Source organism: Streptomyces sp. NPDC031474 (genome assembly GCF_055581185.1).
This window is the reverse complement of the sequence record NZ_JBVIJX010000017.1, coordinates 213425-235562: the sequence shown is the minus strand read 5'-3', so window position 1 is coordinate 235562 and position 22138 is coordinate 213425. Positions and strand designations below refer to the sequence as shown.

At 72.5% G+C, this 22138-nt stretch carries 13 protein-coding genes and 1 pseudogene; 6 read left to right on the top strand and 8 right to left on the bottom strand.

Features of this window, described 5'->3' with window-relative positions:
- Positions 1-40: 40 nt before the first annotated feature.
- Together ACZ5SK_RS33900 and ACZ5SK_RS33895 are read right to left on the bottom strand one after the other, a co-directional pair.
- Positions 41-3739, bottom strand: coding sequence for an AfsR/SARP family transcriptional regulator (locus ACZ5SK_RS33900; RefSeq protein WP_468576828.1), 3699 nt, complete (start codon positions 3737-3739; stop codon positions 41-43).
- A 468-nt stretch (positions 3740-4207) separates the two neighbouring features.
- Positions 4208-4714 (bottom strand): DinB family protein, encoded by a 507-nt coding sequence (locus ACZ5SK_RS33895; protein ID WP_468576827.1) that lies wholly within the window; start codon positions 4712-4714, stop codon positions 4208-4210.
- A 122-nt stretch (positions 4715-4836) separates the two neighbouring features.
- On the opposite strand from ACZ5SK_RS33895, the gene ACZ5SK_RS33890 reads away from it, so the two are divergent.
- The gene (locus tag ACZ5SK_RS33890) at positions 4837-5613 is read left to right on the top strand and encodes a class I SAM-dependent methyltransferase (RefSeq protein ID WP_468576825.1); all 777 of its coding nucleotides are present in this window, start codon (positions 4837-4839) and stop codon (positions 5611-5613) included.
- A gap of 16 nt (positions 5614-5629) precedes the next feature.
- On the opposite strand, the gene ACZ5SK_RS33885 is transcribed toward ACZ5SK_RS33890, so the two are convergent.
- From ACZ5SK_RS33885 to ACZ5SK_RS33875, 3 genes are all read right to left on the bottom strand, one after another.
- Complete coding sequence (locus ACZ5SK_RS33885) at positions 5630-6712, bottom strand: ABC transporter ATP-binding protein (RefSeq protein ID WP_468576846.1); 1083 nt, start codon at positions 6710-6712, stop codon at positions 5630-5632.
- A gap of 167 nt (positions 6713-6879) precedes the next feature.
- Positions 6880-8787, bottom strand: coding sequence for a translational GTPase TypA (gene typA, locus ACZ5SK_RS33880; RefSeq protein ID WP_334577460.1), 1908 nt, complete (start codon positions 8785-8787; stop codon positions 6880-6882).
- 162 nt (positions 8788-8949) lie between these two features.
- Positions 8950-11238: an ABC transporter family substrate-binding protein gene (locus ACZ5SK_RS33875; protein WP_468576844.1), complete on the bottom strand. Its 2289-nt coding sequence runs from the start codon at positions 11236-11238 to the stop codon at positions 8950-8952.
- A 284-nt stretch (positions 11239-11522) separates the two neighbouring features.
- Between ACZ5SK_RS33875 and ACZ5SK_RS33870 the strand changes: the two genes are divergently transcribed.
- Genes ACZ5SK_RS33870 through ACZ5SK_RS33855 form a run of 4 tightly spaced genes read left to right on the top strand, consistent with a single transcriptional unit; the run spans position 11523 to position 15405 of the window.
- A complete protein-coding gene (locus ACZ5SK_RS33870; protein WP_334577461.1) occupies positions 11523-11813 on the top strand; it encodes a hypothetical protein in 291 nt (96 codons plus the stop codon).
- A gap of 21 nt (positions 11814-11834) precedes the next feature.
- Positions 11835-12668, top strand: coding sequence for a hypothetical protein (locus ACZ5SK_RS33865; protein WP_361701324.1), 834 nt, complete (start codon positions 11835-11837; stop codon positions 12666-12668).
- Between the two features lie 32 nt (positions 12669-12700).
- Positions 12701-14638, top strand: coding sequence for a fumarate reductase/succinate dehydrogenase flavoprotein subunit (locus ACZ5SK_RS33860; RefSeq protein ID WP_334577463.1), 1938 nt, complete (start codon positions 12701-12703; stop codon positions 14636-14638).
- Positions 14635-15405 carry a succinate dehydrogenase/fumarate reductase iron-sulfur subunit gene (locus ACZ5SK_RS33855; protein ID WP_468576823.1) on the top strand — a complete coding sequence of 257 codons (771 nt, stop codon included), beginning with the start codon at positions 14635-14637 and terminating at the stop codon, positions 15403-15405. The genes ACZ5SK_RS33860 and ACZ5SK_RS33855 overlap by 4 nt, the downstream gene beginning before the upstream one ends.
- Here the strand turns inward: ACZ5SK_RS33855 and ACZ5SK_RS33850 are convergent.
- Both ACZ5SK_RS33850 and ACZ5SK_RS33845 read right to left on the bottom strand, forming a co-directional pair.
- On the bottom strand, positions 15386-15730 hold the full coding sequence (locus ACZ5SK_RS33850; protein WP_361701320.1) for a hypothetical protein: 345 nt from the start codon (positions 15728-15730) through the stop codon (positions 15386-15388). The genes ACZ5SK_RS33855 and ACZ5SK_RS33850 overlap by 20 nt on opposite strands.
- A 62-nt stretch (positions 15731-15792) precedes the next feature.
- Positions 15793-16794: pseudogene (locus ACZ5SK_RS33845) on the bottom strand (hypothetical protein); the annotation flags it as partial.
- Between the two features lie 796 nt (positions 16795-17590).
- Between ACZ5SK_RS33845 and ACZ5SK_RS33840 the strand changes: the two are divergent.
- On the top strand, positions 17591-19111 hold the full coding sequence (locus tag ACZ5SK_RS33840; RefSeq protein ID WP_457495408.1) for a hypothetical protein: 1521 nt from the start codon (positions 17591-17593) through the stop codon (positions 19109-19111).
- 318 nt (positions 19112-19429) lie between these two features.
- Here the strand turns inward: ACZ5SK_RS33840 and ACZ5SK_RS33835 are convergent, their stop codons facing one another.
- Entirely contained in the window at positions 19430-22078 is a 2649-nt protein-coding gene (locus ACZ5SK_RS33835; protein WP_334577467.1) for a SpoIIE family protein phosphatase, read from the bottom strand.
- Between the last annotated feature and the right edge of the window lie 60 nt (positions 22079-22138).

Here is a 22138-nt window from a genome sequence, read left to right as displayed (position 1 = left end):
GGTCCCCCCGCTCGAACGAAGATGAGAGTGGGGGAGGGTGTCAGCCGTCGAAGTGCTCGGTGAGGTAGAGAGTCAGCCGGGACTCCGCGTCCGGCGGAAGGTCACGGTGCCGATGCCGCTGCCGCTGCGCAACGGGGGTGTGGGACGGGGGGCGGGGGGCCGGCGGCCCGTGCAGGGGCCGTGCGGCCGGCCGGGCCGCCGGTGCCGGAGCCGGATCACCGGTTGCCTGGTGGGCGGCGGCGGAGGTGTCGGACTGGGGGCGGGGGGCCGGCGGCCCGTGCAGGGGCCGTGCGGCCGGCTGGGCCTCCTGCGCCGGGGGCGGATCGCCGGTTGGCTTGTGGGCGGCGGCGGAGGTGTCGGACGGGGGGCGGGGGGCCGGCGTCTCGTGCAGGGGGTGGGTGGTTGGGTTGTGGGGGGTGGATGGGGGGTGGGTGGCCAGGGTTTCGTACAGGGTTTGTGCTGCTGTTCGGGCCTTGTGCGCCTGGCCGGGGGCGCCGTTGGCGGCGTGGGCGGTGGCCAGGGCGTCGGTGGCGCGGGCGTGCAGGAGGCGCTGGCCGGAGGCGCGCGCCAGGTCGACCGCGCGGGTCGCGGCGGTGCGGGCGTCGGCCGGGGCGCCGGTGTCCAGGAGGGTCAGGGCGGCGGTGAGGTGGACGCGCGGGAGGGTGAGGGGGTTGCCGTCGGTGGCGAGGCCTTCGGCGCGCTCCAGGCAGTCCAGGGCCTCGGCGGGGCGGCCCTGGGCGCGCGCCAGGTCGGCGCGGGCCAGCAGCACCTCGACGAGGCCCGCGCGGTGGCCGGTGCGCTCGGCGATCTCGAAGGCGGCGTCGAGGTGTTCGGCCGTCTCGTCGGCCTGGCCCGCGCGCAGTTTCACGGAGGCTATCCCGACCAGGCTGTCGACCTGGCAGTTGCGGTTCTCCACCCGGCGGGAGACGGCGAGGGCGTCCTCGAAGGCGAGCAGCGCGCGGTCGTCCTGGCCGGCGTCGGCGCGGACCCGGCCGAGCGCCTCCAGGGCGACCGCCTCGGTGTAGGTGGAGCCGGAGTCGCGGGAGACGAGGAAGCAGGTGCGCAGCGCCGCCGTCGCCTCGTCGAACCGGGCCTGTCGCTGCAGGATCTGGGCGAGGCTGACGAGCGCCATCGCACGGTTGTGGTGAGCGGTGTCGCCGATCAGGTCGAGGGCCGCGCACGCCGCCTCCTCGGCCGCGTCCAGGCGGCCCAGGGCGAGGTTCAGCGACGCCGTGTTGATCAGCATGATCTCTTCGTTCTTGACGTTGCCCAGGGTGCGGTAGAGCGCGAGGGCACGGTCGTAGCAGGGCAGCGCGCGGCGCAGTTCGCCCAGCAGCTTGAGGGTGACGCCCTTGCCCTGGAGGCTGCCGGCCTCGCCGTACGCCCAGCCGGCCCGGCGCGCCAGCACCTCCCCCTCCTCGTACTCCGCCAGGGCGCCCCGCAGGTCGCCGTTGCGCCAGCGGGCGCTGCCCAGGGACAGGCACATCGCGGCCTGGCCGACCTCGTCCCCGCCGCGCTGGGCCACCTCCCGGGCGAGGGTGGCCAGCCGCATCCAGTCGGAGAGCGGACGACGGTGGTGGAACAGGTCCTGGAGGGCGTCCACCAGCCACCACACGTAGGGCGCGGGGCCGTGCTCGGCGGCGTGCCCGATCGCGGCCGCGATGTCGTCCCACTCGCCGTCGAACCAGGCGTACGCCTCCTCGGTGGTCGCGAACTCCCGTGGCAGGGAGCCCTCGACGGCGCCCGGCCGGGTGCGCATGACGTACAGGCCGGCCGTGGCGGCGGCGTTGACGACGCTCTGGAGGTAGTGGTCGAGGACGCGCGTGACGGACGCGGCCCGCTCCTCGGGGGCGTCCTCGGCGGCCGTGCGGTCGCGGGCGTACTCGTGCACGAGGTCGTGCCAGGCCGGGCGGCCGAGCTCGACGTCGCGCAGCAGGTGCACGCGCTGGGCCAGCCGCAGCAGGTCGGCCATCCGCCGCTCGTCGAGCCCGGCGCCGGCGGCGGCCGCCGTGACCGACCGGCCCGTGCCCGGCAGCGCGCCCAGACAGCGGAAGGCCCGGCGGGCCTCGTCCGGCAGCGCCCCGTACGACAGGTCGAGCGCGGCCCGTACGGCGACGGACTCCTCGCCCTCGACATGCAGCCGGGCCAGCCGGCCCCGGTCGGCGAGGTCGCGGACGTAAGCGCGGATACTGCCTGGCCGGTCGCCGATCCAGGAGCCGGCGACGCACAGGGCGAGCGGCAGCCGGTCGCAGAGTTCGACCAGCCGGGCCGCGGCCTCCGGGTCGGCGGCCACGGCCTCCGGGCCGACCGCGCCGCTGATCAGCTCCAGTGCGGCGGCGCTGTCGAGGACGTCGCAGGAGACCCGGTAGGCGCCGTCCAGGGTGACCAGGCCGCTGAGCTTGTCACGGCTCGTCACGAGCGTCAGGGAGCCCGCCGAGGCGGGCAGCAGCTGCCGTACGTACGACGCGTCGGCCACGTCGTCCAGGACGACCAGCACCCGGCGCTCCGCCAGCAGCGTCCGGTACAGCGCGGTCTGCGCCTCGGCGCCCAGCGGAATGTCACGCGGGGCGCAGCCCAGGCCCTGAAGCAGCAGCGGCAGGGCCTCCTCGGGGGTCATCGGCTCGGCGTTGTCGAAGCCCCGCATGTCGAGGAAGAGCTGGCCGTCGGGGAAGCGGTCGGCGACCCGGTGGGCCCAGTTCAGCGCGAGGGCGCTCTTGCCGACGCCCGCCGGTCCCACGATCAGGGCGAGCGGTTCGGCGGTGCGCAGACAGGAGTCGAGACGGTCGAGCTCCCGCTCGCGGCCGACGAAACGACGGGGCGTGGGCGGGAGTTGCCGCGGCACCGGCCGCTCGGCCCCGACCGGGGCCTGCTGCGCCGCCGCGGCGCCGCCTGAGCCGCCCCGGCCGGCGGCTGCGCCCCCGGTGGCACCCCTGCCGGAGACACGACTTCCCGAGACACCGCTGCGGGCGGTACCGCCGCCGCCCGAGACGCTGCCGCCGCGCAGCAGGCGCTGTTGCAGGTCCCTGAGGTCGGCCGAGGGCTCCATGCCCAGTTCGTCGACCATGCGCCGACGCAACGCCGTGAACAGCTCCAGGGCCTCGGCGCTGCGGCCGTCCAGGTGCAGGGCGCGCATCAGCAGCCCGTGCGGGCGTTCGCGCAGCGGGTGGGCGGCGGTCAGCCGGAGGAGTTCGGCGATGGCCTCCCGGTGCCGGCCGGTCTCGATCTCCGCCTCGGCCATGCCCTCGCGGGCCACGAGGTGCAGTTCGCCGAGGCGTTGCCGCTCGGCCTCGCGCACCGCGACCTCCGAGAGGTCGGCCAGCGGCTCGTCCCGCCACAGCCCGAGGGCCTGTTCGCCGCAGCGCCGGGCCGTTCGCCACTCGCCGTCGGCCGCGGCCCGCGAGCCGTCCCTGATGAGGTTCTCGAAGGCCAGCAGGTCGAGCTCGTCCGGTCCCGCATGCATGACGTACCCGGGCCGCCTCGTGGTCAGCAGCTGCGTCCCCGCCGGACCGAGGGCACGCCGGACCTCCGCCACGAGGGCCCGTACGCGGGCCGCGCCGGCGCCGGGCGGGCGGTCGTCCCACAGACACTGAATCAGCCGGTCGACGGAGACGACGTGGTTGGCGTGCAGCAGGAGCACCGCGCACAGCGCACGTTGCCGGCCGGTGAGCACGACGGCCCGTCCGTCGATCTCGACGTCCAGGGGTCCGAGCAGGCGGAACCGGGGCCGTGGGGAGAGCATTCACAGAACGTAGTCCAGGGGCGACGGCCGGGCAACGCCGCCCTTCGCCAACGGGAACGGACGGACCTTCGGTGGGCGTGATCCGGCCACCACCGGGCCCGGTCGAGGTGCGGCCAAGGGCGGCACCGGTACGCGGCGAAGCGGGGCGGACGCCGCATGTCCCCCGTCGGCCGCCCGCCCCGCAACACCAGTCTCCGCGAGCCGCCTTTCCGCTCTCTTTCAGCAGTCTTTCACCCGTCTTTCACCGGGCTTTCGCCGCCCGGGACGTGCCCGGGACGTGGCTAGGGCCTGTCCGGCGGATCATGCCGCAGACGCGGGGAATGGCACGCCCACCTGCGGCGTTGTCGTCGGTTGCCGACGCTCCGCGTCGACGCCCTCCTCCGCCTTGCAGTTGGACGCACCATTCCCCGCTCACCTGCGTTGATCAGGCACCGCTGCTTTCCTGCGACTTGATCCGCCGGACAGGCCCTAGACGCCGGTCCTGCCGTCGATAATCTCGCGCAGGATGTCGAGGTGGCCGTTGTGCCGGGCCGTCTCCTCGATCAGGTGCAGAAGGATCCAGCGCAGGTCGACATGGCGGCCGTCGCGGGACGCCCGCTGCGCCTTGGTGTCGAGGTCGTACCCGGCGACCAGTTCGCGGTACCGCTCGGCCTGTTCGGCGTACTCGTCGAGGAGTTGGGCGAGCGGGAAGTCGACGGCGATGCGCATCTCGCGGTCGATGTCCTCGTCGGTCCACGGTCCCTCGTCCTCCTCGCCGAGGAACACGACCTGGAACCAGTAGTACTCGACCCAGCGCAGATGGTTGACCAGGCCGCTCGGGGTCATCAACGGCGAGCCGGGCAGTGGCGCCGTGCGGGCGTCCGGGTCGGAGAGGTCCTCGCACTTGGCGCGGACGGTGTCGCGGGCGTAGTCGAGGAAGGTGGTGAGCTGGGTGCGTTCGTCCCACGCGGTGGGCATGTCGTCTGTTCTCGTCATCGCGCAGAGCATGTCCGGCCGCCCGTCCGCTTGTCGAGGCGATTGTCGGGGCGAGTGGCGCGGTGATCGTCGAGGCGATGGATCTTGTCCTGTGTCGTACGGGGATGTGGCAGACTGCCGCGGTGGTCGATCATTCGTTCGCGGATCTCGCACTCGCCGCGCTGTACGACAGCATCAATCCATGGGGCCCGGACGACGACTTCTACCTGGGCCTGGTGAGCTCCGCCGACGCCGTTCTCGACGTCGGCTGCGGCAGGGGCCGGGTCCTCGCGCGGGCCGTGGCGGACGGCCACTCGGGGCGCCTCACCGGCCTCGACCCGGCGGCGGCGATGCTCGTCCAGGCCCGGCGACAGGCGCCCGGCGTTCAGTGGCTGCTGGGCGACCTCCGCACCCACCGGTGGAACGGCGAGTTCGACCTCGTCGTGATGAAGGGCCACGCCTTCCAGGTGTTCCTCGGGGACGACGAACTGCGCACCGCGCTGGGAACCGTACGGTCCGCCCTCGGCGCCGACGGACGGTTCGTGTTCGAGACCCGCAACCCGGCCGCGCGGGACTGGGAAACCTGGACCCCGGACCGGGTGCGCGAGGTCACCGACGCCGACGGCCGTGTCGTACGGGTCTGGCACGAGGTCGAGGACGAACCGTCCGGCGACCGGGTGACGTTCACGACGACCTTCGACTCGCTCGGCTCCCCCGGCTCCCCCGGTTCCCTGGGCCGCCGCGTCAGCCGCAGCACGCTCCGCTTCCTCACCGCCGAGGCCCTGGCCGGCTTCCTGACGGAGGCGGGGCTGCGGGTGGTGGAGCAGTACGGGGACTGGGACCGGGGCCCGTTGACCCCGACCAGCAGGGAGATCATCACCGTGGCGACGCCGGCGTGCCCCGGCCCCACCGGCGCCTGAGGGCGGACGAACCTCCCTACCCCAACCGGGGCTTGATCTCGTCGATGAAGATGGTCCGCTTCTGTTTCGCCGTCAGATGGCAGGCCGAGGCGCGGTCCGGGGCCAGGAGGGGTCGCTCGGTGACGCAGCGGCCCGCGCCCACCCGGTCCCGGAAGGCGCAGCGGGGGTGGAAACGGCAGCCGGGCGGCGGGGTGAGCATCGACGGCGGGGCGCCGGGGATGGGGGCGAGCGGGGCGTCCGGGTCCGCGCCCAGCCGGGGCATGGAGTTCAACAGGCCCCAGGTGTACGGGTGTTGCGGCGAGCGCAGCACCTGCTCGGTCGTCCCGCGTTCGACCGCGCTGCCCGCGTACATCACCATGATGTCGTCGGCCACGTCGGCGATGACGCCGAGGTCGTGCGTGATGAAGATGATCGCGGTGCCGAACTCCTCCTGGAGTTCCTTGAGCAGGTCGAGGATCTGCGCCTGGACGGTCACGTCGAGGGCCGTGGTCGGTTCGTCGGCGATCAGCAGGTCGGGGTCGCAGACCAGCGCCATCGCGATCATCGCGCGCTGGCGCATACCGCCGGAGAACTGGTGGGGGTAGTCCTTCGCCCGCTCCCGGGGGTGGGGGATGCCGACCCTGCCGAGCATCTCCACCGCGCGTTCCCAGGCGGCCTTCTTCGAGGCGCCCCGGTGCTTGCGGTACGGCTCGGCGATCTGCCGGCCCACGGTGGAGTACGGGGAGAGCGCGGTGAGCGGGTCCTGGAAGATCATCGCGACCTTGTCGCCGCGCAGCCGCTCCAGCTCCGACTCCCGGGCCGTGGTCAACTCCTGCCCCTCCAGCAGGATTTCGCCCTCGACGGCGGTGAACATCGGGTTGTGCAGTCCGAGGATGGTCAGATTGGTGACGGACTTCCCGGATCCCGACTCGCCGACGATGCCGAGGGTGCGTCCGCGTTCGAGGTCGAAGGAGAGCCCGTCAACGGCCCGGACGACACCGTCCTCCGTGCTGAAGCTGACGGACAGGTCCCGCACCGAGAGGAACGCGCCCGCACCGACCGGGAGGGGCTCCCGGGAGTTTCCGGACTCCTCGTACTCCCCGTCCTCCCCGTACTCCATGGTCACAATGCTCACGCCAACCCCCTGACGACAGTCCCGGGAAAGGCCTAGCACAGCCGTACGCGCGAGTCGATGAGGGCGTTCGCGAAAAGCCCGGGCGCCCCCCCCACGAGGGGACACCCGGGCTCTCGGAGTGCGGCGGCGGCCGCGGACTGCGCCTGCCTGGATCAGCCGTGCTTGGCGCGGCTCGCGGTGCGGGCGCGGTCGCGCTGGTCGAGGACGACCTTGCGGATGCGGACGGCCTCCGGGGTCACCTCGACGCACTCGTCGTCACGGCAGAACTCCAGCGACTGCTCCAGCGACAGCTTGCGCGGCGGGACGATCGCCTCGAACGAGTCGGCCGAGGAAGACCGCATGTTGGTGAGCTTCTTCTCCTTGGTGATGTTCACGTCCATGTCGTCGGAGCGCGAGTTCTCGCCGACGATCATGCCCTCGTACACCTCGGTGCCGGGGTCGGTGAACAGCACGCCGCGCTCCTGGAGGTTCGTCATCGCGAACGCGGTGACGGCGCCGGCGCGGTCGGCGACGAGCGAGCCGTTGTTACGGGTCGTCAGCGTGCCGAACCACGGCTCGTGGCCCTCGTGGATGGAGTGGGCGATGCCCGTGCCGCGCGTACCGGTCAGGAACTCGGTACGGAAGCCGATGAGACCGCGGGAGGGGACGACGAACTCCATGCGGACCCAGCCCGAGCCGTGGTTGGACATGTTGTCCATCCGGCCCTTGCGGACGCCCATGAGCTGCGTGACGGCGCCCATGTGCTCCTCGGGCACGTCGATCGTCATGCGCTCGACCGGCTCGTAGACCTTGCCGTCGACGTCCTTCGTGACGACCTGCGGCTTGCCGATGGTCAGCTCGAAGCCCTCGCGGCGCATCTGCTCGACCAGGATGGCCAGCGCCAGCTCACCGCGGCCCTGCACCTCCCAGGCGTCGGGGCGCTCGGTGTCCAGGACACGGAGGCTGACGTTACCGACCAGCTCGCGGTCGAGGCGGTCCTTGACCTGACGGGCGGTGACCTTGCGGTCCTTGACCGCGGCCTTGTTGTCGGCGCCCTTGCCGGTGCCGCCACGGCCGACCAGCGGCGAGGTGTTGGTGCCGATGGTCATGGAGATCGCCGGCTCGTCGACCGTGATGAGCGGCAGCGCGATCGGGTTCTCGGGGTCGGCCAGGGTCTCGCCGATCATGATGTCCGAGATGCCGGCGACGGCGCAGATGTCACCCGGACCGGCCTTCTCGGCGGGCTTGCGGGTGAGCGCCTCGGTCATCAGCAGCTCGGTGATGCGCACGTTGGACATCGTGCCGTCACGCTTGATCCAGGTGACGGACTGGCCCTTGCGCAGCTCGCCCTGCTCGACGCGCAGCAGCGCGATACGGCCGAGGAAGTTGTCGGCGTCCAGGTTGGTGACGTGCGCCTGGAGCGGAGCCTCCTCGTCGTACTCGGGGGCCGGGACGTGCGACAGGATCGTGGAGAAGAAGGGCTCCAGGTTGTCGCTGTCCTTCGGGACCGTGCCGTCCTCCGGCTTGGTCAGCGAGGCGACGCCGTCGCGCGCACACGCGTAGACGATCGGGAACTCGATCTGGTCCTCGTCGGCGTCGAGGTCGAGGAAGAGGTCGTAGGCCTCGTTGACGACCTCGTCGATGCGCGAGTCGGGGCGGTCCGTCTTGTTGATGCACAGGATGACGGGCAGGCGGGCCTGCAGCGCCTTGCGCAGCACGAAGCGGGTCTGCGGCAGCGGGCCCTCGGAGGCGTCCACGAGCAGCACGACGGCGTCGACCATCGACAGACCACGCTCGACCTCACCGCCGAAGTCGGCGTGACCGGGGGTGTCGATGATGTTGATCGTGACGACGTCCCCCCCGTCCTTGGGGTGGTACTTCACCGCCGTGTTCTTGGCGAGGATCGTGATGCCCTTCTCACGCTCCAGGTCGTTCGAGTCCATCATGCGGTCGTCGAGCGACTCGGCGGCGTGCGCGGCGAAGGCGCCGGCCTGCTTGAGCATGGCATCGACCAGAGTCGTCTTGCCGTGGTCGACGTGGGCGACGATGGCTACGTTGCGAATGTCGTGGCGCGTGGCCATAAAGCGGCGTTCTCCCGGAGTGTGAGGGCGACCCTGCTGCGTACGTCTGTGTTACGCGGGCCCTGCCGGGCTTGACACGCCACGGCCTCACCCCATGGTACGTGGCCCGGCGGGGAAGGGCTTCCGCAGGGCCACACGGTTCATTCGACGATCACCTCGCGCTCACTTCTTCGAGAGGCTCCCGGAGGCCTTCGCGCCCTTCTTCAGGAAGCCCATGTCCTCGTAGACGGGGGTCTGGAAACCGAAGGCACCCGCGTTGACCACGTTCTTCCGGGCGGCCGTGAGCTGGGGGCGCTGATAGAGAGGAATCGATCCTGCCGCCGCCCAGATACGGGAGTCGGCCTTGCGGATCAGGGACCGCTCCTCGTCCGCGTCCAGGGTCGCGAGAGCCTGATCGAACAACTGATCGACCTGGTCGGTGCCGACCCGTGTGTAGTTCTGCTCCACACTCAGCGAGCCGTCGGCGGCCGGCACCGGCTTGGCGTAGATCGGCCGGGCGTCGGTGGCGGGGAAGGCGGACGCGGGCCAGGAGTACAGGGCGAGGTCGTACTGGCCGGAAGCGATGTGGTCCTTGAAGTAGCTCTCGTCGGAGACCTTGACGATCTCGGTGCGGATGCCGACCTTCGCCAGCATCCTCGTGATCCGCTCGGCGACCGTCGCCAGCGGTTCCGACCCCGGCCCGGACGGCAGCACGAACCGCAGGCTGAGGGCCTTGCCGTCCTTGGCCAGCGCCTTCCCCCTGGCCGCGGCCGGCGCGGCGGTGCCCATCGGCGCCGGGGTGCCCATCGGCGCCGGGGTGCCCATCGGCGCCGGGGTGCCCTTCGGCGCCGGGGTGCCCTTCGGGGCGTACGCGCCGGGGACCGCGCCCTGGTGCAGCTGCTTGTACTGCTTGCCGTCCTGGGCGAGCTGCCGCCCGTCGTCCTCGTCCTTGAGGGCGTGCCGCTTCTCCTCGCGGCCCGTCTCGGCCGGCGGCTTGTCGTCCTCGCCGACGATGTACGTGCCGTCGTCGCCGCCCGGGGAGTCGCCGTCGGCCTTCTTCTTCGCCCCGGCCGCCTTCTCGCCCTTCGCGCCGGCCGCCTTCTCGCCCTTCGGCTGCTCCTTGACCGGGCCGCCGAGCACCCAGCCGGCGTCCGCGAGCAGCGCCTGCGCCTCGGAGGTGTCCTGCCCGCCCAGCGCCCCGCTGCTGTCGGCGTACGCCTCCTGCCCGGCCAGGGCCAGGTGGCTGCCGACGGGCTCCGCGGGCAGGCCCAAAGGCTTCAGCACGAGCTTGGCCAGTTCCTTGCGGTTCAGCGCGCGGGCGACGGCCCGCCGCACCCGCTCGTCCGCCAGCGGCCCGTCCGCGCCGTTCAGCGCCAGCTGCGTGTACGCCGGCTCCAGCGATCGGCGCACCTCGAAGTCGCGCAGCGCCTTCTGCTGCTGCTCCCACTGCGCGATCGCCCTGGTCAGCTTGGTGCGGGCGCCGGCCTCGGTCTCGGCCCGCTCCTCGTCGGAGCCGTGGGCGAGGGCCCAGGAGCGCAGCGCCTTCGCCGCGGTGCGCCCGCCGCCGGGACCGGCGAGCGGTCCGGCCGTGCCGTTCGCGGCGCCCTCGACGCGCTGCGCGCCGGCCGCGTCGATCTCGGCCAGATCGAGCTTCCCGGCGGCCAGCGCGGACGCCCGCTCGTTCCTGGGGACGGCCGTCAGCACGATCTCGGAGAGTTTGGCCGGGTGCCCCCACCAGCGCGGGTTGCGGGTGAGGCGCACCTCGTCCGCCTTGCGGTCGATCTTGTTCACGAGGAACGGCCCCGCGGTCACCTTCAGCTTGCCGCGCGCCCCGTCGTTGAAGGAGTCGGGCGTGCCCATGACGTCCTTCGGGTACAGCGGCGAGAACAGCGACCGCCAGTCGGCGTAGGGCCGCTTGAAGGTGACCCGGACCTCCAGGTCGTTGGCGCCGCGCTCGATCTTCTCGATGCGGTCGTAGCCGGCGTTGCGGGCGGTCCAGTAGGCGCTGTCCTTGCCGGACAGGGCGCGCCACTGGGCGGCGAAGTCGGCGGCGCCGATCTCCCGGCCGTCGCTCCAGACGGCCTGCTGGTTCAGCCGGTACAGCACGACCTGCTTGGGCTCGGTGTCGACGACCTTCGCGGACTCCAGGTAGTCGGCGTCGCGCCGCGGCCGTCCGGTCACGTCCAGCCGGTACATCGCGGGCAGCACGGCCTGGGCGACCCGGGTGGTCGTGGCGTCGGCGTCCGACTGGAAGGCGTTGAGGGTCTCCGGCACCGTGTCCACCGCCCAGCGCAGCGTGCCGCCCTCGGCGACCCGGGCGCGGGCTGCCGGGGCGATGTCCTGGCGGGCCAGGGGCTTGCCGGCCTCGTCGGCGGAGCCGCAGCCGGCCAGCAGGGGCACCGCGAGCGCACCCGCGGTGAGGAAGACGACCGAGCGCCGAACCGCGCGCGGGCCGACGCCGTCGTGGGACATCGACATCTCTGGTACCTCCGGGGAGCCGCTGCCGGTGCGTTCTGTTCACATTTGGCGGTATTTTGGAGTTGATCAGATCTACGGCTCACTGAAGAGGAAAGGGTTCGCCTGCCGGAAGCGACACGGCGGCGGGGCGCGCCAAGGCCACTCGTGCGGAGTAACGCACCCCTTCCGCATCCGCCAATCGCTGCACACGCCTTCACATCGACCGGTGTGACGCGCGACACTCGCAGGCGCATGAACGTTGCCGTCCAGGGCTGCGGCCCACGGAAGCGAGGTACGTCATGTCCGTGCACGACGACCTGACATCGGTCCAGCGCTGTCTCGACGACCTCTCCCGGTCCGTCGGCCGCCTGGAGCAGCACCTGGGCAGCGGTGGTCTGGAGATGCGCCGCGTGCGCACCGACGCCGACCATCTGCGGGAGAGTCTCGCGCTGCTGCGCGAGGCGGCCGCCCAGCCTGCCGCGGCGCGCAGGCCCGAGCTCGTCACCATCCCCGACACCCCGTACGACGACTCCCTGTGGATCGACACCGACGACGAGGGACTCGGCGCCCGGGACCGACACGCACCCTGACCCGACCGGAGAGTCCTTAAGTTGGCCACTGGTACGGAACCTCCACCCACCGACCCCCATCCCCCGGGCGGCGTACGCGGCGCCGGCCGCGCCGCGATCGCCGCGCCCCATCTGCGGACCGACCGCTGGTGGCTGGCCCCCGCCGCCACCGCCGCCGGTCTGCTGGCGTTCATCGCCTACTCCACCTGGCGGGCCTTCGCGAACGCGGACTACTACGCGGCGCCGTACGTCTCGCCGTTCTACTCCCCGTGCCTGGCGGAGAACTGCCGGCCCATGCACGCGGGCCCCAACGCGGACGTCTTCGGCGGCTGGTGGGGTGTCTCCCCCGCGATCATCATCCTGATCTTCCCGCTCGGCTTCCGGCTGACCTGCTACTACTACCGCAAGGCCTACTACCGGGGCTTCTGGGCGTCCCCGCCGGCCTGCGCGGTGGCCGAGCCGCACAAGAAGTACACCGGCGAGACCCGCTTCCCGCTGATCCTGCAGAACATCCACCGGTACTTCTTCTACGCGGCGATCGTCGTCGCCGGGATCCTGACGTACGACACCGTGCTCTCCTTCCGCGACGAGCACTACGCGTGGGGCCACATGGGCCTCGGCGCCCTGGTCTTCCTGCTCAACATCACGCTGATCTGGGCGTACACGCTGTCCTGCCACTCCTGCCGGCACATCGTCGGCGGCAAGCTGAAGCACTTCTCCAGGCATCCCGTGCGCTACCGGGCGTGGCAGTTCGTCGGCAGGCTCAACGCCCGCCACATGCTGCTGGCCTGGGCGTCGCTGGTGAGCGTGGCGCTCGCCGACTTCTACGTGTATCTCGTCGCGTCCGGTGTCTTCGACGATCCGAGGTTTTTCTAGATGCTGCCGAACCTGATGAGTGGGGCCTGCTGATGTCCGTGGTCGACCGCCAGGAGTGGGACGTCGTCGTGGTCGGGGCGGGAGGCGCAGGACTGCGTGCCGCCATCGAGGCCCGCGAGCGCGGCGCCCGCACCGCCGTCATCTGCAAGTCGCTGTTCGGCAAGGCGCACACGGTGATGGCCGAGGGCGGCATCGCGGCGGCGATGGCCAACGCCAACGAGCACGACAACTGGCAGGTCCACTTCCGCGACACCCTGCGCGGCGGGAAGTTCCTCAACCAGTGGCGGATGGCCGAGCTGCACGCCCAGGAGGCCCCGGACCGGGTGTGGGAGCTGGAGACCTGGGGCGCCCTGTTCGACCGCACCAAGGACGGCCGGATCTCGCAGCGCAACTTCGGCGGCCACGAGTACCCGCGCCTCGCGCACGTCGGCGACCGTACCGGCCTGGAGCTGATCCGCACCCTCCAGCAGAAGATCGTCTCCCTCCAGCAGGAGGACTTCAAGGAGACCGGCGACTACGAGTCCCGGCTGAAGGTCTTCCAGGAGTGCACGGTCACCCGCGTGCTGAAGGACGGCTCGCGGGTCTCCGGCGTCTTCGCCTACGAACGCGAGAGCGGCCGTTTCTTCGTCCTGCAGGCGCCCTCCGTGGTGATCGCGACCGGCGGCATCGGCAAGTCCTTCAAGGTGACGTCGAACTCGTGGGAGTACACCGGCGACGGCCACGCGCTGGCCCTGCTCGCCGGCGCCCCGCTGCTCAACATGGAGTTCGTGCAGTTCCACCCGACGGGCATGGTCTGGCCGCCGTCGGTGAAGGGCATCCTCGTCACGGAGTCCGTCCGCGGGGACGGCGGGGTGCTGCGCAACTCCGAGGGCAAGCGGTTCATGTTCGACTACGTCCCCGACGTCTTCAAGGAGAAGTACGCGGAGTCGGAGGAGGAGGGCGACCGCTGGTACGAGGACCCGGACCACAACCGGCGACCGCCGGAGCTCCTCCCGCGTGACGAGGTGGCCCGCGCGATCAACTCGGAGGTGAAGGCGGGCCGCGGCTCCCCGCACGGCGGGGTCTTCCTCGACGTGTCCACGCGTATGCCGGCCGAGGTCATCCGCCGTCGGCTCCCGTCCATGTACCACCAGTTCAAGGAGCTGGCGGACGTCGACATCACCGCGGAGGCCATGGAGGTCGGGCCGACCTGTCACTACGTGATGGGCGGCATCGCGGTCGACTCCGAGACGGCCGCCGCGCGCGGCGTGCCGGGCCTGTTCGCGGCCGGTGAGGTGGCCGGCGGCATGCACGGCTCCAACCGGCTCGGCGGCAACTCGCTCTCCGACCTGCTGGTGTTCGGCCGCCGGGCGGGCCTGCACGCCGCGCAGTACACGGCGGCCCTCGGCGCGGGACGCCCGGCGGTGGCCGACGCGCAGGTCGACGCGGCCGCGGCGGAGGCGCTGCGGCCGTTCTCCGCGGAGGGCCCCGCCGCCCCCGACGGCGGCCCGCCGGAGAACCCGTACACCCTCCACCAGGAACTCCAGCAGACCATGAACGACCTGGTCGGCATCATCCGCCGCGAGGCCGAGATGGAGCAGGCCCTGGAAAAGCTGGCCGAGTTGCGCGTACGGGCGCGGCGGGCCGGCGTCGAGGGGCACCGGCAGTTCAACCCGGGCTGGCACCTGGCGCTGGACCTGCGCAACATGCTGCTGGTCAGCGAGTGCGTGGCCCGGGCGGCCCTGGAACGCACGGAGTCGCGCGGCGGCCACACCCGCGAGGACCACCCGACGATGGACCGCAGGTGGCGCAACGTCAACCTGCTGTGCGCACCGGCGGACCCCTTCGGCGACCCGGAGTCGACGGACCCCCTCCAGGGCCGGATCACCCTCACCCGCGAGACCACCGAGCCCATCCGCCCCGACCTGCTCGCCCTCTTCGAGAAGGAGGAGCTGGTCAAGTACCTCACCGAAGAGGAGCTGTACGAATGAGCAGCTACGACGCCCACTTCAAGGTGTGGCGGGGTGATGTGCACGGCGGTGGTCTGGACGACTTCAAGGTCGAGGTGAACGACGGGGAGGTGGTCCTGGACATCATCCACCGTCTCCAGGCCACCCAGGCGCCCGACCTCGCCGTCCGCTGGAACTGCAAGGCGGGCAAGTGCGGATCGTGCTCGGCGGAGATCAACGGGCGGCCCCGGCTGATGTGCATGACCCGTATGTCGGTCTTCGACCGCGCGGAGACCATCACCGTCACCCCGCTGCGCGCCTTCCCGGTGATCCGCGACCTCGTCACGGACGTCGGGTTCAACTACCAGAAGGCCCGGGAGGTGCCGTCGTTCGTGCCTCCCGAGGGGGTCGGGCCGGGCGAGTACCGGATGTTCCAGGAGGACGTGGACCGTCCACAGGAGTTCCGCAAGTGCATCGAGTGCTTCCTGTGCCAGGACACCTGCCATGTGGTCCGCGACCACGAGGAGAACAAGACGGCGTTCGCGGGTCCCCGCTTCCTCATGCGGGTCGCCGAGCTGGACATGCACCCGCTGGACGCGGCCGAGGAGTCCGGCGTCGACCGAAAGCGCACGGCCCAGGACGAGCACGGCCTCGGCTACTGCAACATCACCAAGTGCTGCACGGAGGTCTGCCCCGAGGGCATCAAGATCACGGACAACGCGCTGATCCCCCTGAAGGAACGCGCGGTCGACCGTAAGTACGACCCGCTGGTGTGGCTGGGGTCGAAGATCAGGAGGCGGCCCTCGTAGACGTCGAGGGCAGCCGGGGCGTGCGGCCGGGACGCCGGGCGTACGTCTGGAGGCCGAGCCCGGCGAAGTTGACGGCCATCCCGGCGAGCGGGACGGAGAAGTTCACCGCGGGGCGGTCGGCAGGGCGGTCGGTGGCCAGCGGGCCCAGGAACATGAAGAAACCCATACCCACGGCGCTCATCAGGGCGCCGGCCCCCCACAGCCTCGGCCGCAGCACCAGGCTGCGGCCGAGCGGCGGCACCCACTCGCGGGTGACGGCCGCGACGCCCATCGCCCCCATGATCGTCACGCAGACGACGCCTGTGCCCAGCATTGCCCAGTACATGCCGTCATGATCCCAGCGATGCCTCCGCCGACAAGAAGCCGGCGGGCAAAAAGCCCGTCTGCCTACCGGACCCAACCGCGGCGGTACGCACGCCAGTCGGTCTCCGACGCCGCGAAGTCCACGTACGCCGCGACGCCGAAGTTCGCGCGGTCGGCGTCCGTGCGGGACAGGCCCAGGCGGACGCCCCGGACGGCGGCGGCCACGGTCTCCGCGTGCGCCCAGTGGCCGAAACGGTTCTCCCGGTAGAAGGGCAGCCCCATCAGGAGGTCGGTGGAGTCCGGGGTGACCTCCAGGGCGAGGGAGGTCTGCTGGGCGACGTAGCCGCCGTAGGTGCTCTGAAGGGGCTGCATGGTGTCGTACGACATCACGGCGATCTGGTCGACGCGGCGGGCGACCTGGCCGAAGAACCGCTGCGACCACCACTTGGGGTGGCCGGTGGTCGCGCCCCAGAAGGAGTGGAAGCCGGGCACCGGGTCGATCTGGTGGGCGGCGACGGAGAGTTGGGCGTTCGCGGCACGGGTCACGGCGCGCAGGGAGTCGAGGAGGGTGAGGTAGTCGGCGTCGTCGGAGTGGAGGGGTTCGAGATCGAAGTGGGCGCCCTGGAAGCCGGCGGCGAGGATCTCTCGGGTCGACCGGACGACGGCGGCGCGGGTCCCGGCCCGCTCCAGCCGCATGCCGTCCGGGCTCTCACTGGCGAGCACGTCCCCGAGCCAGGCCTGGACGCGGAGCCCCGGCGCCTCCCGATGCACGGCGGCTATGAACCACCGCGCGTTGGCGTACGCGGACGCGGGGAGCGTGCCGTTGTGCTCCAGGGGGCCGGCGTGGACGTACAGGTCGCGCATCCCGGTGTCCCGCAGGCGGCCGGCGAGCGCCTTGACGTCGGCGTCGGTCTTCCGCCCGTCGACCCAGGCGTGTCCCAGCCAGATGGCGTCCTTGCCGCGGGTGCGGGCGCCGTCGGCCGGGTCGCCCATGTAGTTCACCCGGAGAGCGGCCTCGGCGACGAGAACCGGGCCGAGCAGGAGCAGTGCGACGACGAGCGCGACGCGGCGCAGCCGCCGCCCGCGCCACCCACGCCGACCTCCTGCCTCGGCTCGGCCGTCACCGGGCGGCCCCGCCGAGACGCCCGCGCCCTCGGCGGGGGCGGCCCCCTGCTGCGACTCCTGCTGCTCTTCCCGCGCCTCGCGCGTCTCCCGCTCCTCGCGCTGCTCCTGCTCCCTGCGCTGCTCCTGCTCCTCGTGCGTCTCCCGCGCCTCGCAGGTCTCCTGCTCCTCGCGCTCCTCCTGCTCCCTGCGCTGCTCCTGCTCCTCGTGCTGCTCCTGCTCCTCGCGCGTCTCCCGCGCCTCGCAGGTCTCCTGCTCCTCGCGCTGCTCCTGCTCCCTGCGCTGCTCCTGCTCCTCGTGCTGCTCCTGCTCCTCGTGCGTCTCCCGCGCCTCGCAGGTCTCCTGCTCCTCGCGCTCCTCCTGCTCCCTGCGCTGCTCCTGATCCTCGTGCGTCTCCCGCGCCTCGCGCTCCTCCTGCTCCTCGTGCTCTTCCCGCTGCTCCTCCGTCGACCCCGCCACGTCGGTCCCCGCCGGTGCCTCGGCCGCGGGTTCCTCACCTGTCTCCGCGTTCCCGTCCGACCCCGTCCGCCCCGGTGATGGTTTCATCGCCGGTCCCCCTCCCGTGTCGTTCCGTCCCACGGCCCCCGCCTCGGGTGCATCCCGGTCGCGTGGCCGTATTCGCGGCCATACGCTCCCAAATGTGACCTCTTCCTCCTCACTTCGAGGCCGAACGCGGCCCGCCGGGTCGCACATATCCGTGCGGGTGGCTCATGCCGTGCTGGGTGGTGCGCTTGGGGTCGTGTGGCTGGTGTTGCCGGGGATGACGTCCGGTGACGACGCTCCGGTTGCGATCAAGGAGCCGGCGCCCGCCGCGAGCGCCGTGACGGCCGACGAGGACGAGACGTCCACCGCCGATCTGGTGCTCCCGCTCATCGCGGTCGGCGCGGCGGGCGCGGTCGCCGGGTACGGGTACGTGCGCCGGGTCCGTCGTGCCCGGGAGCGGACCACGCCCGGCGGGGCCGGCAGCCCGCCGCCGAGGGCGTCGCCGCCGCTCACCGCCCGCGACGAGCAGTCCTGCGCGGCGCTGGTCGAGGCCGACGACCGGCTCCGCGCGGCGCGCACCGAACTCGGCTTCGCCGAGACGCTGTTCGGGGCGGAGGCCGTCGCGGGCTTCCGCCGGGCCGTCCACGAGGCGGAGTCCGAACTCGCCGCCGCGTTCCGGATGCGGCAGCGGTACGACGAGGGGGTGCCGGCGGAGGAGGCGGCCCGGGGGCACGCGCTCGCCGGGATCATCGGGCGCTGCGAGGAGGCCGGACGGCGACTGGACGCCGTGGCGGACGCGTTCAGGGAGCTGCGGGGGCTGGAACGAGGGACGGATGAGGCGCTGGGGACGCCGGGGGCATCGGAGGCGTCGGACGCGTCAGCGGTGTGGGGGGCGTCAGGGGTGTTGGGGGCGCTGGAGGTCGCCGAGAGCAGGTTCCGGGAGCTGACGGGGCGTGCGGGGGTCGCGGAAGCCGTCGTCGCCGGGCTACGGGCCCGGTACGCGCCGACCGCGACCGCCTCGGTCACCGGCAACGTCGAACAGGCCAAGGACCGGCTGGTGTTCGCCACCGTCCGGCTCAACCAGGCCCGCCAGGCCGTCGATTCGGGCCGACCGGAGCCGGCGGCGCGGCAGCTGCGTGCCGCCGAGGGCGCCGTCGAGCAGGCGGCCGTCTTCGTCGAGGGCGTCGACCGGCTGGCCACGGAACTACGGTCGGCCGAACAGATGATCCCGGCCGCCCTCACGGGCGCGGAGGCCGAACTGTCCTGGGTTCGGGCCGGGGAAACCGCCCACGGCCCCGCCGGCACACCGCCGGGCGAGCTGCACGCCCGGCTGGCGCATGCCGACGCAGTGCTGGACTCCGTACGGCAGGAGGTGACGGGAGGGCAGCCCTACGATCCGCTCGCCGTGCTGCGCCGGATCGTGCGGGCGACCTCGCCGGTCGCCTCCGGGCGGGCCGGGGTGCTGCCGGCCGCCGCCCTGATCACCGCCCGCACCGCCACCGCCGCCGCGGCCGACTTCGTGGCGACGCACCGCGGCGCGGTCGGCGCGACCGCCCGCACGCGCCTCGCGGAGGCGCAACGCCTCCTCGCGACAGGGGACCCCGCGAACCGCCCACCCGCCGACGCCCTCGCCCTGACGGCCCGCGAACTGGCCGAACTCGACGTGAGAACGCACGGCACCCCCTACCCGTCCGCAACGGCAGGCACCGGCGGCGCCGTCCTCGGCGGCATAGTCCCACCCGACAACCCCGAGACCGGCACCCCCACAGGCTTCACCACCCCGGCCGCCCCCGGGTAACCCCACATCAGCACAGCAACACACCACCCGACCACCGCCCACGCCCCCGGGCCATGCCCAGCGGCACCCCCCTACCGAAGATTCCGGCAACGGCGCCCCGCAGGCTTCGCCGAACCAGCGCAGCCCCGGCCATGCCCAGCGGCACCACCCCGGCCGAAAGGCCCCCCCAAACAGCACCCCGCAGGCTTCGCCGAACCGAACCAGACAGCCCCGCCCCCACCCCCCACCCCCCGCGTGACCCCGCGTCGGCGCGGGTGTGGGCAGGCCGCGCTGGGGGTTTGGCCGGGTTTGCCGGTCGTGGGGTGGTGGGGTTGTGGGTCAGAACAGGCTCAGTAGGGCCTCTGCCGGGTCCGTCAGGCCTGTTTCGCCGTCGGGTAGGGGGAGTTCGAACCACACCGTCTTGCCGCGTGGGGTGCGGCGCGAGCCCCAGGCCGCCGAGAGGAGGCCCACGAGCTGGAGGCCCCGGCCGCCCTCGTCGGTGTCCCGGGCGCGGCGGCGGCGCGGCTGGACGAGGCCCGAGTCCCAGACCTCGCAGACCAGGGTGCGGTCCAGCAGCAGCCGGAGCCTGATCTCGCCCTCGCCGTACCGCAGCGCGTTCGTGACCAGTTCACTGACCAGCAGTTCCGTCGTGTCGACGAGGGGTTCGAGGCCCCAGGAGAGCAGCTGGCCGCGCGCGTACTCGCGAGCCCGGCCCACGCTGCGCGGCTCGCGCGGCAGCGTCCAGTCGCCGACCGAGTCGGCGGGCAGGCCCTGGACCCGTGCCATGAGCAGCGCGATGTCGTCCTCGCCGTGGTGCGAGTCAAGGGTGTTGAGGACGTGGTCGCAGACGTCCTCCAGTGGGCTGACCGGGTCCGTCAGCGCCCCGACGAACGCGTTGAGGCCCTCGTCCAGCGGGTGGTCGCGCGATTCGACGAGTCCATCCGTGTAGAGCGCCAGCAGCGCGCCTTCGGGGAGGTCGACCTCCACCTCCTCGAAGGGCTCGCCCCCGACGCCGAGCGGCATGCCCGGCGGCACGTCCAGCATCAGCGCCGGCTCGCCGGGTTCGACCAGGACCGGGGGCAGATGGCCCGCGTTGGCGAAGGTGCAGCGGCGAGTGACGGAGTCGTAGACCGCGTACACGCACGTCGCGAGGTACACCTCGGACAGGTCGGCCTCGCGGGGGCGGCGGGCGGCCCGGGTGGCCTGCTGGACGCCGCCCGGCGTGCCGAGGCCGCGCGCGATCTCGTCGAGCGCGGAGAGGACTTCGGCCGGTTCGAGGTCGAGCAGGGCCAAGGTGCGCACGGCCGTACGGAGTTCGCCCATGGCGACCGCGGCGCGCAGCCCGCGCCCCATGACGTCGCCGACCACCAACGCGGTGCGGTGACCGGGCAGTTCGATGACGTCGAACCAGTCGCCGCCGACCTCGCTGGGCCGGCCGGTGGAGGCGTTGCCGGGAAGGTAGCGGCAGGCGATGTCGAGGCCCGAGGCCACCGGGTCGCCGGGCGGCAGCAGCGACCGTTGCAGTATCAACGCCCGCTCGTGCTCGCGCCGGTAGAGCCGCGCGTTGTCGATGCAGACCGCGGCCCGCGCCGCCAGTTCCACGGCGAGATCCCGGTCGCGGTCCCCGAACGGCTCGCTGCCCTTGGTCCGCGAGAACTGCGCCAGGCCGACGACGGTGTCGTGGGCGACCATCGGCACGGCGAGGGTGGACTGCACGAGGCCGCCCTCCTCGCCGGGGATGGCCTGCGGGCGGGCGGTGCGCAGGGCGTCCGCGCAGGGCGAGTTGAACGGGAAGTGGTGGACGGCGCCGACGGCGACAGGCGCGCCGGTGCCGGCGAAGGGGGCGTCGGAGACGGCGGAGGAGAAGGCGACCCGGCGCAGTTCGGCGCTGCCGTCGGCGAGGCCGGGCGGGGTCTCGTCGCCTGCCAGGAGACCCTGGTAGAGGTCGACGGTGGCGAGGTCGCAGAAGCCGGGCACGACGACGTCGAGGAGTTCGCGCGCGGTCGTCTCCAGGTCGAGGGAGTTCCCTATGCGGGCGCCCGCCTCGTTCAGAAGGGCGAGATTGCGCCGTGCGGCGGCGGCCTCGCGCGCGGCGGCGCGGCGGGCCGTGTTGTCGGTGCCGAGCCAGGCGATGCCGATGGGGCGGCCGGAACCGCTGTGCACGCGGTAGAGGTTGATCGACCAGTGCCGGCGCTCTTCGGAGCCCGGGACGAAGCCGGTGATGTGCATGTCCGTGATGGAGTCGCCGGTCTCCAGGACCCGGCGCAGGGTGGCGCTGACCCGGTCGGCCTCGGACCGGGGCAGATAGTCGTGCACGCCCTTGCCGCGGTGGTCGTCGGGGCTGCCGCCGAAGATGGAGGCGAACCGCTCGTTGGCGCGGCGGACCCGCAGCTCGGTGTCGATCAGCAGGAAACCGAACGGGGATTGGCCGAAAATCGACTGCGAGGCGGCGAGGTCGGTCTCGATGCTGCGGAGCGTGCGGACGTCGACGACGATGCACACGGCGGCCCTCTCGCCGTCGAGGCTGCGCGTCGGCATGACGTACACCTCGGCGAGGCCCTGCTCGCCGCGCCCGCCGCCGGGCACGGCGTCGGGCATCCGGAAGGGGACCACGCCGGTCCACTCGCGCCCGTCGAGGATCTCGGCCATCTTGCGCTGGCCTCGCTCGCGCAGGTCCGGGTCGACGAACGCCTCGATGGGGTCCATGCCGACGGCTCTGTCGGCGGCGATGCCGAAGATCTGCTCGGCGCGCAGACTCCACTGGTCGACGAGTCCGTCGGGGCCGATGGAGAACGAGGCGACCTTGATGTAGTCATAGATCGAGCCGGGCGGACTGCTCTGCCACATGGCGTCACCCGGCGTCGCCGCCTCGCCCGGCCCGTCGGCGAAGTCGCGCGCGGCGTCGGCGGCGAGCGCACTCGCGGCCCTCACCCTCGCGCCGCCCGACGGGTCCTCGGACTCCGTGGCCTTCGCTGGTATCTCGCTCACGCGAACCGTCCCCTCCAGCTCACCGTGTCCGGCACCGGTCACCGGCAGCGGCTGCCCGCA

Coding starts and splice junctions, on each gene's coding strand:
- ACZ5SK_RS33900 (WP_468576828.1), bottom strand. CDS start 3,739: ATGCTCTCCCCACGGCCCCGGTTCCGCCTGCTCGGACCCCTGGACGTC.
- ACZ5SK_RS33895 (WP_468576827.1), bottom strand. CDS start 4,714: ATGACGAGAACAGACGACATGCCCACCGCGTGGGACGAACGCACCCAG.
- ACZ5SK_RS33885 (WP_468576846.1), bottom strand. CDS start 6,712: ATGGAGTACGGGGAGGACGGGGAGTACGAGGAGTCCGGAAACTCCCGG.
- typA (WP_334577460.1), bottom strand. CDS start 8,787: ATGGCCACGCGCCACGACATTCGCAACGTAGCCATCGTCGCCCACGTC.
- ACZ5SK_RS33875 (WP_468576844.1), bottom strand. CDS start 11,238: ATGTCCCACGACGGCGTCGGCCCGCGCGCGGTTCGGCGCTCGGTCGTC.
- ACZ5SK_RS33870 (WP_334577461.1), top strand. CDS start 11,523: ATGTCCGTGCACGACGACCTGACATCGGTCCAGCGCTGTCTCGACGAC.
- ACZ5SK_RS33860 (WP_334577463.1), top strand. CDS start 12,701: ATGTCCGTGGTCGACCGCCAGGAGTGGGACGTCGTCGTGGTCGGGGCG.
- ACZ5SK_RS33855 (WP_468576823.1), top strand. CDS start 14,635: ATGAGCAGCTACGACGCCCACTTCAAGGTGTGGCGGGGTGATGTGCAC.
- ACZ5SK_RS33850 (WP_361701320.1), bottom strand. CDS start 15,730: ATGTACTGGGCAATGCTGGGCACAGGCGTCGTCTGCGTGACGATCATG.
- ACZ5SK_RS33840 (WP_457495408.1), top strand. CDS start 17,591: ATGACGTCCGGTGACGACGCTCCGGTTGCGATCAAGGAGCCGGCGCCC.